This window comes from Limosilactobacillus agrestis (assembly GCF_014145585.1).
In the GTDB taxonomy this organism is placed as follows: Bacteria; Bacillota; Bacilli; order Lactobacillales; family Lactobacillaceae; genus Limosilactobacillus; species Limosilactobacillus agrestis.
Genome location: NZ_JACIVF010000063.1, coordinates 1 through 15,968, shown reverse-complemented (window position 1 = coordinate 15,968; position 15,968 = coordinate 1). Strand labels below are relative to the sequence as shown.

At 37.9% G+C, this 15,968-nt stretch carries 15 protein-coding genes; 3 read left to right on the top strand and 12 right to left on the bottom strand.

Annotation, left to right across the window (positions count from 1 at the left end):
- Window positions 1–1,043: phage tail tip lysozyme (locus tag H5R88_RS06935; RefSeq protein WP_259393978.1), on the bottom strand; the 1,043-nt coding region annotated here is incomplete at its 3' end.
- Window positions 1,044–1,203: 160 nt separating this feature from the next.
- A complete protein-coding gene (locus H5R88_RS06930) occupies window positions 1,204–1,857 on the bottom strand; it encodes a hypothetical protein (protein ID WP_182600598.1) in 654 nt (217 codons plus the stop codon).
- Between the two features lie 211 nt (window positions 1,858–2,068).
- Here H5R88_RS06930 and H5R88_RS06925 point away from each other — a divergent pair, with 211 nt between their 5' ends.
- The gene (locus tag H5R88_RS06925; protein WP_182600597.1) at window positions 2,069–3,409 is read left to right on the top strand and encodes an Lreu_0056 family protein; all 1,341 of its coding nucleotides are present in this window, start codon (window positions 2,069–2,071) and stop codon (window positions 3,407–3,409) included.
- Between the two features lie 160 nt (window positions 3,410–3,569).
- Here H5R88_RS06925 and H5R88_RS06920 read toward each other — a convergent pair whose 3' ends face one another.
- From H5R88_RS06920 to H5R88_RS06905, 4 genes are all read right to left on the bottom strand, one after another.
- Complete coding sequence (locus tag H5R88_RS06920; protein WP_182600596.1) at window positions 3,570–4,805, bottom strand: ABC transporter permease; 1,236 nt, start codon at window positions 4,803–4,805, stop codon at window positions 3,570–3,572.
- Window positions 4,792–5,490, bottom strand: coding sequence for an ABC transporter ATP-binding protein (locus H5R88_RS06915; protein WP_182600595.1), 699 nt, complete (start codon window positions 5,488–5,490; stop codon window positions 4,792–4,794). The genes H5R88_RS06920 and H5R88_RS06915 overlap by 14 nt, the downstream gene beginning before the upstream one ends.
- 1 nt (window position 5,491) lies before the next feature.
- Window positions 5,492–6,574: an efflux RND transporter periplasmic adaptor subunit gene (locus H5R88_RS06910; RefSeq protein WP_182600594.1), complete on the bottom strand. Its 1,083-nt coding sequence runs from the start codon at window positions 6,572–6,574 to the stop codon at window positions 5,492–5,494.
- Between the two features lie 195 nt (window positions 6,575–6,769).
- Window positions 6,770–8,143 carry an NAD-dependent succinate-semialdehyde dehydrogenase gene (locus tag H5R88_RS06905; RefSeq protein ID WP_182600593.1) on the bottom strand — a complete coding sequence of 458 codons (1,374 nt, stop codon included), beginning with the start codon at window positions 8,141–8,143 and terminating at the stop codon, window positions 6,770–6,772.
- 299 nt (window positions 8,144–8,442) lie between these two features.
- On the opposite strand from H5R88_RS06905, the gene H5R88_RS06900 reads away from it, so the two are divergent.
- Both H5R88_RS06900 and H5R88_RS06895 read left to right on the top strand, forming a co-directional pair.
- Window positions 8,443–9,255, top strand: coding sequence for a pyrroline-5-carboxylate reductase family protein (locus H5R88_RS06900; RefSeq protein WP_182600592.1), 813 nt, complete (start codon window positions 8,443–8,445; stop codon window positions 9,253–9,255).
- Window position 9,256: 1 nt separating this feature from the next.
- On the top strand, window positions 9,257–10,033 hold the full coding sequence (locus H5R88_RS06895; protein WP_182578816.1) for a VOC family protein: 777 nt from the start codon (window positions 9,257–9,259) through the stop codon (window positions 10,031–10,033).
- Window positions 10,034–10,098: 65 nt separating this feature from the next.
- Here the strand turns inward: H5R88_RS06895 and H5R88_RS06890 are convergent, their stop codons facing one another.
- From H5R88_RS06890 to H5R88_RS06860, 6 genes are all read right to left on the bottom strand, one after another.
- A complete protein-coding gene (locus tag H5R88_RS06890; RefSeq protein ID WP_182600591.1) occupies window positions 10,099–11,271 on the bottom strand; it encodes an iron-containing alcohol dehydrogenase in 1,173 nt (390 codons plus the stop codon).
- Window positions 11,272–11,488: 217 nt separating this feature from the next.
- Window positions 11,489–12,025: an NADPH-dependent FMN reductase gene (locus H5R88_RS06885; protein WP_182600590.1), complete on the bottom strand. Its 537-nt coding sequence runs from the start codon at window positions 12,023–12,025 to the stop codon at window positions 11,489–11,491.
- Window positions 12,026–12,542: 517 nt separating this feature from the next.
- Window positions 12,543–13,022 (bottom strand): 23S rRNA (pseudouridine(1915)-N(3))-methyltransferase RlmH, encoded by a 480-nt coding sequence (gene rlmH, locus H5R88_RS06875; RefSeq protein ID WP_182578870.1) that lies wholly within the window; start codon window positions 13,020–13,022, stop codon window positions 12,543–12,545.
- A 467-nt stretch (window positions 13,023–13,489) separates the two neighbouring features.
- The gene (locus H5R88_RS06870) at window positions 13,490–13,615 is read right to left on the bottom strand and encodes a hypothetical protein (protein ID WP_259393977.1); all 126 of its coding nucleotides are present in this window, start codon (window positions 13,613–13,615) and stop codon (window positions 13,490–13,492) included.
- 236 nt (window positions 13,616–13,851) lie between these two features.
- Window positions 13,852–14,349, bottom strand: coding sequence for a phosphatidylglycerophosphatase A family protein (locus tag H5R88_RS06865; RefSeq protein ID WP_182578813.1), 498 nt, complete (start codon window positions 14,347–14,349; stop codon window positions 13,852–13,854).
- Between the two features lie 59 nt (window positions 14,350–14,408).
- Complete coding sequence (locus tag H5R88_RS06860; protein WP_445666900.1) at window positions 14,409–15,890, bottom strand: IS1182 family transposase; 1,482 nt, start codon at window positions 15,888–15,890, stop codon at window positions 14,409–14,411.
- Window positions 15,891–15,968: the final 78 nt, after the last annotated feature.

The window sequence follows — 15,968 nt, the reverse complement described above, 5'->3', positions numbered from 1 at the left end:
CCACCACTGTATTGAGCCATTATTGCTGCCGAAGTACTTGGCGCTTGACGGATGTTTAAGCCATAAGCAACTCGGAAGGTCCCACGCTGTTGCATAACACCATCGCTAGAAGTTGCCGGTTGTGTAGGCTGTTCAACAGGAGCTGTAGTACCACCATGATTCTGGAAATATTGATACCAATATTGAGCTTGCTGGCCTCGTGCAGGTTGATTACGATTTGCTGGGCGCTCAAAATTATTAAGCCAAATCATTCCAAGATTATAGGCAGATTCATAACTATGCATATATTCATTTGCTGTCATTCGAGAATAACGAGATGGATAATATTGTTGACCGTGTGTCATTTGGTATTGGATGTAAGCACATTGTCCTTGTAATGTTCGATAATCATACCCATTACTGCTACACCATCCCTGGACTGCTGATGCTGGCCATTGTGCTATACCGTAACCAGGTCCTCCACCATACTGATGTAAATCTGGATTAAGCCCAGATTCAGACACAAAGTTACCTAACATACCTGCAATAGCGTTATTTGTCCATCCTTGATTGGTAAAATAGTCGTGAATATATGTCGCATTATTAACTTGTTGTTGAGTATAGTTAGTTGCATACAATGAGGTAAACAGTTGAGCATATGATACTGCCATCGGAGAATTTGCTGAACTAAAATCCTGAGTAGAAGCAGTTTCTTCATCGTAATTAGCTGGTTTAGCAAATGTTGTAGTATTCTCATTATTGTTTAAAATCATATTTTGATCTACGGAACTACTATTTACAATATTAGTAGAACTTATAGCAGAGGAAGGTACCTCACTACTTACATTTACTGAACTTGTTACTGGTTCACTCTGACTAACATTAACTGATTTCTCCTCAACATTATCAGTTGCTGTTACATTACTGGTCTGTTGTGGTAAAGTTTGGACAGTTGTGGGCAATTGATCTTGATTAACTGTATCTGCATTCGCATTAGTCACAGAAATAGTCATCAACGCAATTGGAGCTGCCAAGTAAATCCCCAACTTTTTGTTTATTTCCATTCTTAAATAAACCCCTTTTAATTATTTTTCAGTGAAAATTATACACAAAAGATAACGTTTTGGATCATTCTGCAGAATTCGTAGCGTTTTCTGCAGAATTCGTTATTTTTACTAAAAAAGCGTCCTGATGAAATACTCAGGACACTTTTTAATAACCAAACTATTTAGCAGTTGTAACTTGGTACTGATTATTACCCTTGTTTTTGTAGTAAACAGTCTGACCGTTATAAGTAACATAACCGTTACCTTCCTTAGCATTTTTATAAAACTCTTCAACTGATGTATTGTTATCAATCACGCCCGCTTTTTGCGCAGCCCGGTAGCTAAAGTTCATCCCATCTTCCACTGTTACAGGTTGTTGAGTTGATGCAGCTTGGGTTGTCTTTCGGCTTGCTGTCCGCCGGTTATTTGTGCTGGCGCCACCGCGGTTTCCCTTATAGTTATTCGTGGCAGTTTTAGGACTAGCAGTTTGACTAGAATTACTTACCGCCGTTGCTTGGGTTGTATTTTGATTTTGTGCAGGTTGGGCTGTTTGATTACCACTGGTTACTGCGGTAGATGTAGAAGTTGCCTCACTATCATTGGTCTCAGCTGCTGAAGACGAAGCATCATCGTCTTTAACTTTATCTGAACTATCTTTTTTGGTCCCTTTGTGTTTTTTAGATGAGCTACTGGTAATTTTCTCTGTCTTAGTAGCCTTTTCACTAACAACTTTCTTTGATGCAGAAGGATGGAGTAACATGTAGCCTCCACATACCACAATAATTACAACCAAAATTGAAATAATCGTTAATTTACCCCTATTTTTACTCATCTTTTCCTATCTCCTAATATTTTAATTTATCTTTTTATTATACTTGATAACTTGATATTTTTTACATTTTGCAAGATTCGTAGCGTTTTCTGCAGAATTCGTTATTTTTTTGAGCTATTTTTACTAAAAGGTAAAGAAACAGTAAAGAAGCGTTTTCATCATCAAAAATGAGCGTATAATGATGGCGATTAAAAACTTGGAGGGGTTAATCATGAAAAAGATTAGTCTATTTAGCACTGCATTAGCGGTTTTTGCTGGATTATCAATCGCCGAAAGTAACGCCAACGCAACCCAACGTAGTAACAATAATACTAATGATGTTAATGAAGTTGGTTCACTCGTTTATTCAAATGCTTATGGTCAAGATTATGTTAATGATGCGCATAGTATTAGTGTATTCAAAGACAGCAATGGTCGTTATGGGATTGGTCAAGGAACAGCTGATAGTACTGCCTTCTTCAAAATTAATAATAATGGAACCGTAACGATTTGGCAGCTAAAGAGCGATCCTAATACCCCTACTTATAAGCAAGGTTACACTAAAAAGACCGTTTCAATTTCCAGTTTACAAAAATCCGAAAATCAAACGCCTGCACAAAAAGCAACGATTAATAATGCCATTTCAGCAATTAAAAATAATCCATCAGTAACACCAACACAAAGTAGCAATTCAACTACTGCGGCTACAAACTCATCAACTACACAAAAGCCAACCAGCCGACAAGAATTACTCCAAGATCAACAGGTCATTGATGATTTAGGAATGCAAGCTTACAACAAATACTATTCCGGTAATGCTTTTCAAAATTCTCATATTAGCATATTTAAGGATAGTAATGGGCGCTACGGCATTGGTCAAGGAACTGCCGAAAGCACCATGTACTACAAGATTAATAGTGATGGGAAAACAATGACTGTATGGCAGTTAGCATCCAAACCTGGTACACCAGTTGCCCAGCAAAAATATACTACTTCAACTATCAGCCTTAGTTCTTTAGGATTCAACCCTGATAGTCAAACTACTGCTTCCTCAAACGCCTCGAGTACCCAAAGTTCTGCTAGCCAAACAAGCTCAAGCACCACTAATTCTAATGCCACAACAAATAAGCCAACTACTCAAACTAGCTCAGCCAATCACTCGGCAATAACAAGTCCTAAACAAACACCTGCAGAAACTAAACAAGTTGCTAAGAAAGCAAGTAAGAATATTACTGTTCCTTCATCTCAAGGTAAGCAAACACTATCTTACTATAAAGTAGCAGCGTTAGTTTATGCTAAGGTATTTGGGGCTGACCATCTTAATGATCAGGGCTTACAACTAACCATGAATAAGAATCATTCACGCTTTATTCTTGGGAATGGCACGGCTGATAGTACTATTCTTTTCCGCGTAAACCAAGGTAAGAAAACTGTTACCGTTTGGACTCCGAATAACAATGATCAATCAATGACAAAGACTACTTATGATATCAGTGTGTTAATTAATGAATTCTATGCAACTGATGCGCAACAAAATCTAATTAACCAAACTGCACAATCGCTTAAAAAGTAATTTCAAAAGGGGCTGTGACTTAAGTCAAGTTACTTTTATAAAAGACAAATGGCGCAGTACACCAATGGCCTCCAACGCCCGGTAAAACCGAACGCTGGAGGCCTATTGTTGCTTGCGGGGGCTCGAAAACGAAGTCACGAGTGACTTCTGTCTCGCTCCCTTATCTCAATATATCAATCAAATTCTTATTAGCTGCTTGGCATGCCGGTAAGATTCCAAAAATTAAACCAACAGCGGCCGATGTTCCAAATGCCAACAAGAAAGCATTAACCGAAATATGAGCGTGAATATGGATACCGCCGCCACCAATTGCACTTGATAAAAGCGGTGCTAGTAAGTGCGCCAATCCTGCACCACCTAAAAAGCCTAATAATCCCCCTGTCATGGTAAGAATTACTGCTTCCACTAAAAATTGCATCATAATGTTAAAGGGTGTGGCCCCCACAGCTAAGCGAATGCCGATTTCTTGTGTCCGCTCAGAAACTGAAATATACATCATGTTCATTACCCCAATTCCGGCAATGAACAGAGAAATCGCTGCAATAAAACTAATGAAGGTTGTAATAATGCTCATTTGTGATGAGAACTGTTTCAATGCTTTTTCCATATCTAAATATTCATAGGTTCCTTGGGTCGCTGCCGAACTGTTATTTTTTAAATATTTTGCGACTCTGCGGGAAATAGCACTGGCATTTACACCTTGGCTAAAGGTCAATTTAAGCGTATTTCCTTCTTTAGCACTATCTCCTTGATAGTAAACTTTTTTCGGTAATAATAAATCAACGCCGTATGAGTTTTGGTTTCCATCATCAGTGAATTGTGCCTGTGTCCTATATACTCCCGTAACTTTATAGGTGACATTATTGATTGTTACCGTTGTGCCAAGCGCATTTTGTGCTGAACCATATTGCCGTTTAGCTACTTTTTCACTCATTAGGACATTAGCATCCCCTAGTTCAAAAGTTCGCTTACTAAAGTTGTGACCTGCAATAAGTTTTACCGTATGGGTTGGCTTCTTTAATAAACTTAGGGTCACTGATTTAGCCGCATTACCAATATCTGCATGGGTTGAAAGATTATCTGATTCCTGCTCAATCTCAGCCTTTTTTATTTCACCACCAAATTGAGTATTGATATCAGCAACTTGTTCCTGCGTAAATCCATTGACCGTCGAATTAACATTATCAGGATTATAGACGATTTCGGTCGTTTGCTGGCCTTGCTTAGCATTATTACCGAACTTATCATACATCGTTTTCGTAATCCCGTCCCCAATTCCAAGGATAGCAATAACTGCAGCAATACCAATCATAATTCCAATAATCGTTAGGAAACTCCGCTTTTTATTTGCTTTTAATGACTGGATAGCTGATTTTATCAACTCAACTGTTTGCATGATATTCACCGCCTTTACTGTCACTCACAATTCGACCGTCAATAATTTTAATTACTCGGTCACATTGTTCAGCGACATGAGGATCGTGGGTAACCATAATAATCGTTGTTCCTTCTTCATGATTCAATCGCTTAAAAAGATTCATAATTTCTTGGCTTGTTTCCGTATCGAGCGCTCCCGTTGGTTCGTCAGCAATTAAAAATTTCGGGTTCGTTGATATTGCCCGGGCAATAGATACTCTTTGTTGTTGACCACCAGACATATTTTTAGGGAATTGATCTTCATATCCGGCTAAACCAACTTGCTCTAAGACTTCAGAAACCCGTTTGCCAATTTCACGGCGTCGTTTTCCTGCATATAGCAAGGGTAATCCAACATTATCGGCAACGGTTGATCCACGTAGCAGTTTAAAATTTTGAAAAACAAAACCGACATTTTGATTTCGCAAATTTGAAAACTGCTTTCGCGAATAATCATGGATTGGGTGATTTTGGTAGAAGTATGTTCCCTCAAAATCATCATCAAGAAAGCCCACAATATTAATCAAAGTTGATTTCCCTGATCCAGATTCACCAATAATTGCGACTAATTCACCTTGCTCAATGTCAACATTAATATCATGAAGAACATGAAAACGCTGGCTACCTTGACGATAATATTTATTAATGTTCTTTAGCTTGATCATATTAATCAACCTTTGCATTATTTTTCAACTTACTGTTAGGGTTAGTCACAATTCGATCACCAGCATCAACGCCATCAGTCACAATATAAGAACTGTTGACTGCCCGGCCACTAACATCTGTCTCGCGAACTCGGTTGTCTGCGTCAACAACAAATACCTTTCCATGACGAACAGCAGATTTAGGTATTTGGACTCCATCTTGTTTAATAGAAGCCTTTGCTGTCTGCCCGGCCATAAATTTATTAGCACTAACATTAGCAGTTACTTCATATTTGGTATTATTTCCACTATTTTTAGTTGGAATTGTTGAAAGATAACTTACCTGAGTATTAGCAGTCCGGTTCGTTGCTAAGGCCTTTACCTTTAGATCAGCACTTTGATGAAACTTACTATAATCATATTCCGAGACCTGACCGACAAATTGAAGCGTATCTGAGTAAAGAGTAATTACAGGAGCATTTTGCTTTGATTGGTCAACCGTAACATAACCAGCAAAAGGTACTGTTAAGGTTTGGTTGACTTTACTTGAAGCAGTATTAAGACGCTGCTGAGTTGATGCTACACTTGCTTGCGCATCAGCATAAGCATTTTGGGCCTCATTTAATTGGCTTTGAAGATCTGCATAACCTTCATCTCCACTGGTCATTCCATTGAGTTGCTGACGAAGGTTATTTACTGTTTGCTGCTGCGCATTCATTGTTCGCTGGCTCTTGCTAAGATCCGCTTGAAGTTCAGCGACACTATCCTGTGTATTACTATTATGCATAGTTAAAATGGCTTCACCTTGCGCAACATGCTCCCCATTTTTAACGTTAAGGCTTTGCAAATTACCAGATGGCAACGATAATGTTTGGGTTTGAACTGGTTCGATCTTTCCCGTGAGATTGAAATCAGATTGCTCAGTAACCCGTAGAATATTGTATTCATTTTTTTCTGTTGCTTTTTCCTCATTTGCATGACGGATTGAAACTAATACAAGAATTATAATTACAATTAGGCCACCGATGCCAATCCATCGACGTCGACGTGTTGCAAATAATTGGCGTAATCGAGATGTATGATGGCTGTTCCTTTTCGCGGTCATATGAGCGTTCCTCCAAATAGTAATTTTATAGTTAGTTACTTATATAATTAAGTATATAAGCAATAGAATAAAATTGCAAGATTGTATTATTAATATTACATTAATCAAATTTAAATAATTTCCCAGGAAATAAAAATAAGGGAGCTGTAATATAACTTTCACAGTTCCCTTATCTTGTATTTAATTTCAACCGTTTTATTGACGAGCTTCATAAATTAAATGTTTATTAGTAAATTCATCGATTCCGTAACTACTTAACTCACGACCATAGCCAGAGTTTTTCACACCACCAAACGGTAATTCTGGTAATGAAGCCCACCCCGCATTAATCCAACTCATTCCAGTTTCGATCTTTGCTGCTACTCGTTCTGCATGTTCAGAATCATTGCTAAAAATAGTGTTTCCTAACCCATAGCTTGAATTATTGGCCAGTTCGATTGCTTCCTCTTCGGAACTAACCTTATAAACCGAAGCTACTGGCCCAAACATTTCCGTATCAAATATTGGGTTATCTGGAGTAATATCAGTTAAGATCGTTGGCATAAAGAATTGCCCTTCCATGTCAACTGGCTTATTACCATAGTAAACTTTGGCTCCATTTTCTACCGCTGTAGCAACTTGTTGCTGGAGCTTTTCTTTCGCCTTCTTGGACGATAGGGGTGCCAGAGTTGTTAATGGATCAAGCGGATCACCCATTTTAACTTTAGAAAACGCATCTTTCATCATCTTTAAGAAACGATCATAATCCTTTTCAAGGACAATAAAACGTTTTGATGATGTACATACCTGCCCAGCATTATAAAGCCGGGCTGCCGGTGCAACTTTTTCAACAAGGTCCCAATCTGCATCATCTAAGATAATAAAGGCATCATTACCACCAAGTTCCAAAGTACTCTTCTTTAAATTAGCCCCAGCCTCTTTAGCAACGGTTGCGCCGCCGCGTTCAGAACCAGTGAGACAAACACCAGCTACCCGCTTATCAGCAATTGCCTTATTTACTTGGTCATATGAAAGGAATAAATTAGTTAAACTGCCGGCTGGAGCACCCGCTTCCTTAACAGCATCGGCAAATGCTTGAGCTGACGCTGGACAATTCGATGCATCTTTCAAAATCATTGGGTTTCCTGCAATAAAGTTTGGAATAAACACCCGCGCAATTTGATAGAATGGGAAGTTCCAAGGTTCAACCGCAATTAAAATCCCTAATGATTGCTTCAAAACTTTAGCACGTCCACTAGTTGTTGCAATAATTTTTGGTTGCATAAATTCATCTGCATGAGCTGCATAATAATCACAGAAAGATGCACAAAGATCAACTTCGCCCTCTGCTTCGCCAATTAGCTTTCCCATTTCTTTACTCATAACTGTCGCATATTCAACACGCCGTTCACGCAATATTTGGCCTAATTTCAAGATTTGACGTTTCCGTTCCTCAAGGTCATTATATTTTCGCCAATCTAAATATAATTGATGCGCCGTAGTTAATGTTTGTTCCAATTCTTCATCAGTTGTATTTTCAAACGTTTTTTCTACTTGGTTAGTAAATGGATTAATACTTTGATATGCCATAATGATTCCTCCTTAAATAAACGCTTACATTTTACAACCATTTAATAGACCAATTCAACTAATATCACTTCAATAAAATCCAAATACCATATATTGAAAAGTTTATTTTTCACAAGTGAAAGCTATTTTATTCTATTTCTAGCTAATAATATTATTATACAACAACAGCTTTCTTGTTAATTTAATTTCAAGTATACCAATTTGTGAATTTATTTTGTTGAAAGAAGTGTTTAAATTAGCGTCTTAGTTTGAAATACGCTACGATTAGACTAGATACATATAGAAAGGATGATGTTTTAATGACACTTAAGATTTACTCATTCGGTGGTGGTCAAATGGTGGAAGCAATGTTGCGAGCTGCATTAAAGAAAGGAGTAATCACTTCTGAAACAGCTGGTGTAACAGATATTTCAATAGATCGGGTTAATTATTTAACAGATACTTACCATATTCAAGCAAGTCAACAACCCGATTGGACTGCCGTTGGGAATGCTGATCTTATTATCCTAGGTGTACGCCCACAAGATAACTGGCAAGAGATCATGAAAGAACTTGTCGCCCACCACTATCAGAAGGACGTTCTTTCAATTATTGCCGGGGTAACAGTTGCGCAACTTTCATCACAGGACGATCTTTTTGCAATTACGCGGATCATCCCTAATACCTTGACTGATATTGCTATGGGTTATAGTGGCGTCGTTAAAAATGACCGAGCTAATCAAACTGTCATTGAAGACTTTCTAAATAGTTTTGGAAAAATCGATTATATTGATGAATCCTTGCTAGATGTATTTACTGGATATGGCGTGGCCGGACCAAACTATATCTATAACTTTCTAATTAGTTTTACAAACGCAGGCGTCCTTGCCGGAATGCCTCGCCAACAAGCAAACAAACTGGCTCTTGAAAATTTACGTGCAGCCGCTGCGTTTGTAGAACAAAGTGGTAAACATCCTGCCGAATTACTTGATATTAATAATTCTGCTGGCGGAGTGGGTATCACAGCTCAGCACGAGTTAGACAAAAGCTCCTTTTCAGCCGGAATCGAAAATGCTGTCCTTGCTGCTGTTAAACGAACAAAGGAATTAGGCAAACAGAATAAGGGTGATTAAAATGACAGAAACGTTAAATTGGGATCATACAATGGTCGACGTAACTAATCTTCAAGATGCAATTGATTATTTCAACTCTAAAGGGCTGGCTTTTACCCCTGGTGGGCATCACGAATATTGGGGAACAAAAAACGCACTAGATTATTTTGGACTTAACTATATTGAACTCTTAACCGTCGCAAATAAGGAAAAAGCTAAGGCATTTCCATATGAAAACAACTCAGCAATTCATGATGCCGTTGAAGATTATTTTGCTGGTATTCAGCGAATCACAACACTTGCCATTCGGACTGATAATATCGAAGAAACCCACCGGCGATTAAAAGGCCTCGGTCTTGATGTCGGTGATATTACTGATGGAAAACGGGTTGATCCTGCTGGCAAACTCATTCAATGGAAGATTTTCTATGTCAATGATGAACTTGTTAATCATTTGCCTGCCCCATTCTTTATTCAATGGAGTAAAGATGATGACAAACGTCGCGAAGACCTAAAGAAACAGGGATTAATCAAATTCCATCCAGCTGGCGACCTCTTTGTTAAGCAAGCTATCTTTAATGTTAGTGACCCAGAAGAAGCGGCTAAGCAATGGTCGGCCCTCCTGCAGGCAGAAGTAATGAGCGAGGGTGATACCTATACAATTAATATTGGAGATAAGCAACTTGTCTTCACGGCCGGCGTTGAAAATCGATTATTTAAACTTATCTTTCACGGCGCAAAGCAACCTGAAAAATTACAACTTGGACAAATTCGTTTTGAACTAACTGATAAAGAGTAAATAAAAATCCATGAAAAGATTCCGTTGATCCTTTCATGGATTTTTCGTTTTAAACTATTTGCTTATTAGTAAATACCATCGTAAGCCTTTTGGTAAAGTTTTACGATGTCTTCAACAGTACCCTTACGTGGGTTAGAGAAGGCATTACCATCCTTGAGGGCATTCTTGGCCATCATTTCAAAGTCTTCTGGCTTAGCACCGATTTCCTTGATTGATGATGGAATACCAACAAGCCGGCACATTTCACGCATACCATCAATTGACTTTTGAGCTGCTTCGTAAAGGGTGAGACCAGTAGTGTCAAAGCCCATTACTTTAGCCAATTCAGCGAACCGTTCTGGACATGCGATTAAGTTATATTCTTCAACAGTGGTCAAGAGCAAGGCACAGCAAACACCATGAGGAGCATCATATTGACCACCGAGTTGGTGAGCCATTGCATGAACATAACCTAAGTTGGCATTATTGAAGGCCATTCCTGCAAGCATTTCGGCTTCAACCATCTTAGTCCGGGCTTCAATATTATGACCATTAGCAACTACTTCTGGTAAAGAAGTTTGAATTAATTGAATAGCCTCTTTACATTGACTATCAGTAATTGGGTTATGGTCAACAGAAACGTATGGTTCAATAGCTTGAACAAAAGCATCGCAACCAGTAGCAGCAGTAATGTCTTTTGGAATATCCAGCATCAACATTGGATCATTGAATGATACCAATGGAATATTACGCCACGAAACAACGACAAACTTCAAATGAGTCTTTTCATTAGTGATAACGGCGTGACGAGTCAATTCAGAACCAGTTCCGGCAGTAGTGTTAACAGCCATTAATGGTGGAAGTGGATTCTTCAATGTTTCAATTCCAGCAAGCTTGGAAATGTCGTCACCATTAGTCAAAACAATACCGATACCCTTACCACAGTCGTGAGCAGATCCCCCACCAACAGTGATGATTGAGTCACAATTTTCATCTTGGTACATCTTCTTACCAGCTTGGACGTTCCGGATCTTAGGATTAGGCTCTACACCAGTAAATACAGCGTAATCAACACCGGCCTTTTCCAAAGCAGCAGTTGTTTGTTGAACAGGACCGTTGTCAATCTTGGACAAGCCTTCAGTCGTAACAATTAATGGTTTGTGCATATTGAGCATTTTTGCACGATCACCAATTTTAGCAATAACACCAGGGCCAAAGAAGTTAACACTTGGCATTAAAAAATCAAATTGTCTATTCATTAAAACACCCTCCTCATGGCATTTGAATACAATTTAATTATCATGCAAGCGTTTTATTTTTGCAATAGAAGCATTTTGATTTTTTACTTATTATCACCTAATTTGTAGCAATAATCTTGCCTAATTTACTACAAAATCACGCTATTTGTCACAATATTCACAAATTGAATCAATTTTAACATAATGTTCCACAATAATTTGCTGATTCAATCACAAATTAATCTAATTCATTTTCAAAGGCAGTTCTCAAAAGTGCAACCTGAGAATTATAAGTATTTAACTTTCGATCTGCAGTTGCTGTTGTATCATCTGGCATCAAGCTAATTTGTAAATCAACAGGAAGCGCAGCCATCTTTAAGCCCGTTACGACTAGCTTCATTGCGATTTGTGCCTGAGAGCCTCCATGACCACCAAATGTTACTAAACTAACCGGCTTACCTTGCCATTCTTTTCCTAAGTAATCAATCGCATTTTTCAAAACTGCTGGATAGCCCCAGTTATATTGTGGAAAGACGAACACAAAACCATCATAGCTTTGGACTAATTCACTCCATTTGCGTGTCTTTTCGTGAACATATAAGCCTAAATAAGGAATTTTAGGCTCATCCATCATTGGTAAATTAACTTCTTTCAGGTCGATGATGTCAAACTGGACCTTTGTACTTTTCTTTAATTGCACTTTTAACCAATCTGCTACTTGCATACTCCGCCGATTTGGCCGAACACTACCGACAATAATTCCAACTTTCTTCATTAGCGTTTCCTCCTTTTGATAACTTCATTTTAATCGCTTTTTTGAAAAGTTAAAAGAAAGAGGCGCCTCGCAATTTCATTTTCAAACTCTTATAAGCAAAAAGCAGTCTCCAACGTTCGTTTACCGAGCGATAGAGGCCGCTTTGTTTACTTCTTGTGGACGTATATCAATGTCCCTTCTTATAGTAAAATGACCAATCAAGTTTATATTTCGGTCGTCTTACCTGCCACCAGGTTCGTAATTGTTTGGCCCGAAACTGGTAACGTTCAAATTCATCATTCACAATTCTTTCCTCATTAGGTAAAGTTAGACGTGAATTATTCACTGGGCTTGCACTTACCTTTTCCTGCATGATAAATATGCATAACACAGCGATTATCTTCAAAATAATTATTTGATAACATTTAATGCCTATCTTAAATCAAATCCTTTAATTTTATCCTGCCACACTTCATGATATTACTATATCATCTTCAATGACACTAAATAATGATTTAAATAAAACTCAAGGAATTCTTTACTTATGATATGGTAAACCATTATTAATGGTAAAAGCACGGTAAATTTGCTCACTCAAAACTAACCGCATTAGTTGGTGAGGTAACGTAAAACGTCCAAACGAAATTTGTGTATCTGCCCGCTTTAATACTGCTGGACTTAACCCCAAAGAGCCCCCGATCACAAAAGTAATATCACTATGACCGTAAGTAGTTAACTTATTTATCTCTTTTGCAAACTCTTCAGAAGTACGCTCCTTACCTTTAATCGCCAATGCATATACATATTCACGGTCTTTGATTTTATCAAGGATGCGTTCTCCTTCTTTTGCCATTACTTCATCCATTTCTGCTTGGCTTAAAGATTCAGGGGCTTTTTCATCCGGAACCTCAACAATTTCAAATTTACAGTAGCGTCCCAGGCGTTTCGCATATTCCGCAATTCCAGCCTTAAAATACTTTTCCTTTAATTTACCCACACCAATAATTTTTATATTCAAGATATCCACTACCTTCCACAGTTTATCCACAGAGTTATCCACAAGCAATTAGCTAATTTACCGTTTTTTTCGAATGTTCGGTTAAATTTTTGTTAAAAAAGCGGTTTCTTAAAAATTATTTATCCACAGTTATCTACAGGAACGGTTGTTCAGTATCAGTCTCGCAATCTGTTGTGCCCGTAAGGATTAACAACTACAACTTTTAAAATAATCCACTTATCCACATCAGTTTGCACTTCCTGTGGATAAGTTTTGAACAATAGTAGCTATTGATTTATCAATATTTATAAAATTAATTTAAATTTACTAGTAGTTATCCACCGACTTATCCACAAGTAATTACACAGTATTATTTTAACGTATTTCTAACGATTTACAACACAATCTGTGGCAAATATGCAACGTAATGTTACCTAGCGAATATTATATTCTTCAGATTTCCTATTATTCGGAATTTACCTATTATATTATCTAAAGACTGTTCCGTGCTGTTCTGCTTCTCGTTGAAAGTCTACTGGAACTTTTATTCCTAACTTACGGGCCTGCTTTAAATTTAAAACTGGTTCTCCATAATGATAATCATTGACTGCCATTTGCGCTGGCTTCTCACCTTTCAAAATAAAAAGGAGCTCCACGTTCGGAACCCCTACTATTTATCCCATGAAATAGAAAAAGCCCGTAGGTGAAATCCGTACAGGCCTATTTGTACATGACAAAGTAGCCGGTTCAGATATAGTCTGTAAATTAACTCAGGTTATATCTGTATAACAGCTATCCCTGAGCTACCGGCTTTGCCAACTATTATTTAATAGTAAATGAGATTTTTTAATCAAGCATATTGATGCGCAATTTTTCCACAAACCGCGGCCACAATTGCTGCAAGAATATCATCGATAAATGTATTTACATGAACCTTATCGTGATCAAATTTAGCGATAATTCCACTCTTAACCCGATCAAAGTAGCCAAAGTTTGTTGTACCGATTGTTCCATAAATGTTTGCAATTTGTAAAGCAAGGGTCTCATCAACGCCAAACACCCCAGCATCATTTTTAATAATACTTGCTAGTGGTTCATCTACTTTGCCTTCTTCAGTTAAGCGATCGAGTTCAAGGGCTACCATTGCACTATTTAATAGTTCACGCTTATGCATCGTATCAATCAAGAAGTTTTGGCATATTTCTAACGTTAAATCTGGTTCAAAACCTTTTTGGGTCTCGTATACAATCTTTGCTAGTTCATTTAAGTTAACACCGCGTTCTTCTAAGCGATGCACAACAAACTCATACGCCTTTGTATCTGGGTATTTAAACCGTGGATTATTCATTTTACCCATCCTCCTTTATATTATTAACTATTATTATACCCCTCTTACCCGAGGAAATTTTAATGAGAAGGGACTGTGACATAAGTCCCTAAATTAAGAAGATCCATTCGGAAATTGAAAAAATTTTCGAATGGATCTTTCCTTTTTGATCTTTTACCCAGGAAATTAGATGGCCTTCCGGCCAATTTCTTCATATTCAATGCCATTAAGGCGATGCCAATTTGCTTTTTGACTTTCTTGAGGCCACGTACCGTGAAACTCGTGAATCCCAAATAAGCCTTCAAATTACCAAAAACTGTTTCAACATCGTACTTACGACGTGAATAAGTATTGGAACTTGAAAGCGACTTCTGTGCTTTGGCTTTAAAATACTCCCATTGTGGATTTACCATGATGTACTTGGTATTGCCATGTGGCGTTAATGCTTTAGGATTAATTTGATGATTTTTATCGTATTTCTCTGCTTGATATACTTTGAAGTCACGGTGAAATCCATCCTTATCATTGCGATAAGCGTAACGTTTAAAGTTAAAACGAACACCAACCGGATTGATATAATAATCATCCTTGGCATGATATTCCCAATTCATCACTTTGCGGTCATCAGACTTCCACTTACGACTGTTCTCTCTAAGCATTGTGCTGTAGGGAATGAGAGCCGTACAATCAGGTAACTCATCTTCAATATATCTATAATTACGTTCAGAACCATAGCCAGCATCAGCTACTATTTCTTTACCCAAAACGCCGTTTTGATCAAGCTGTTTAAGAAATGGGATTAGTGTTCGAGTGTCAGTTGGATTTTGCAGGAGATCATAGCCAAGTACGAACTGTGAGTTAGTCATGATCTGAAGATTATATGCAGGTTTTGTTTGACCGTTACGCATTGGATCTTCCTTTAAGCGCATGAAGGTTGCATCATGATCAGTTTTAGAATAGCTATTACGTTTACCAGCGGTAGCTACTTGAGCTTTGTACTCGATATTTTTCTGACGACAATGATCTAATGCACGAAGGTATTTTTTAGCATGGCGACGCTCTTGCTTTGCGGGATTAGGCGAAACCCTAGCGGTTTCTTCTACCCGCTTATTTAGTTCTTCAACTCGTTGTTCTAACAGTGCAATCGTAGTATCTAATTCATCGATTTGAAAATCGTCCAAGTTAGCATCTACTTTGACTTCCTCACGCATCTCACTAATTAACTTTCGTGCTTTGACAACATTCAAATCACTATATTTGATAGTACGCTTCTTCCATACGAAGGAATACTTATTAGCATTAGCAAGAATTTTAGTACCGTCAATAAAAGAAGCCTCATCAATCAACCCAGCTTTTTGAAGATAATCATGGAAATTTTTAAAACTAGCTTGAATCATTTCTGTCAGTTCTTTGGAAACGATAAATCTAGCAATTGTTCGATAAGTGGGGCGTTGTTCTTGGGTTAACCACATTGCGACAATGTTTTCCCGAGCAAATCTTTCGATTTTTCGGCAAGAAACAATGCCGTAACTATAGGCCAGTAGGACTAATTTCAAAAGCATTCTCGGATCATATTCACGTGGTCGTCCCATAATATTAGGCTTAGAAATTGCCAAGTTTTCGACCAGTTGATGGATGTA

Excerpts from the sequence above, each read along its gene's own strand:
- H5R88_RS06930 (WP_182600598.1), bottom strand. The coding sequence starts at position 1,857 with ATGAGTAAAAATAGGGGTAAATTAACGATTATTTCAATTTTGGTTGTA.
- H5R88_RS06925 (WP_182600597.1), top strand. The coding sequence starts at position 2,069 with ATGAAAAAGATTAGTCTATTTAGCACTGCATTAGCGGTTTTTGCTGGA.
- H5R88_RS06920 (WP_182600596.1), bottom strand. The coding sequence starts at position 4,805 with ATGCAAACAGTTGAGTTGATAAAATCAGCTATCCAGTCATTAAAAGCA.
- H5R88_RS06915 (WP_182600595.1), bottom strand. The coding sequence starts at position 5,490 with ATGATCAAGCTAAAGAACATTAATAAATATTATCGTCAAGGTAGCCAG.
- H5R88_RS06910 (WP_182600594.1), bottom strand. The coding sequence starts at position 6,574 with ATGACCGCGAAAAGGAACAGCCATCATACATCTCGATTACGCCAATTA.
- H5R88_RS06905 (WP_182600593.1), bottom strand. The coding sequence starts at position 8,143 with ATGGCATATCAAAGTATTAATCCATTTACTAACCAAGTAGAAAAAACG.
- H5R88_RS06900 (WP_182600592.1), top strand. The coding sequence starts at position 8,443 with ATGACACTTAAGATTTACTCATTCGGTGGTGGTCAAATGGTGGAAGCA.
- H5R88_RS06895 (WP_182578816.1), top strand. The coding sequence starts at position 9,257 with ATGACAGAAACGTTAAATTGGGATCATACAATGGTCGACGTAACTAAT.
- H5R88_RS06890 (WP_182600591.1), bottom strand. The coding sequence starts at position 11,271 with ATGAATAGACAATTTGATTTTTTAATGCCAAGTGTTAACTTCTTTGGC.
- H5R88_RS06885 (WP_182600590.1), bottom strand. The coding sequence starts at position 12,025 with ATGAAGAAAGTTGGAATTATTGTCGGTAGTGTTCGGCCAAATCGGCGG.
- H5R88_RS06870 (WP_259393977.1), bottom strand. The coding sequence starts at position 13,615 with ATGGCAGTCAATGATTATCATTATGGAGAACCAGTTTTAAATTTAAAG.
- H5R88_RS06865 (WP_182578813.1), bottom strand. The coding sequence starts at position 14,349 with ATGAATAATCCACGGTTTAAATACCCAGATACAAAGGCGTATGAGTTT.
- H5R88_RS06860 (WP_445666900.1), bottom strand. The coding sequence starts at position 15,890 with ATGCTTTTGAAATTAGTCCTACTGGCCTATAGTTACGGCATTGTTTCT.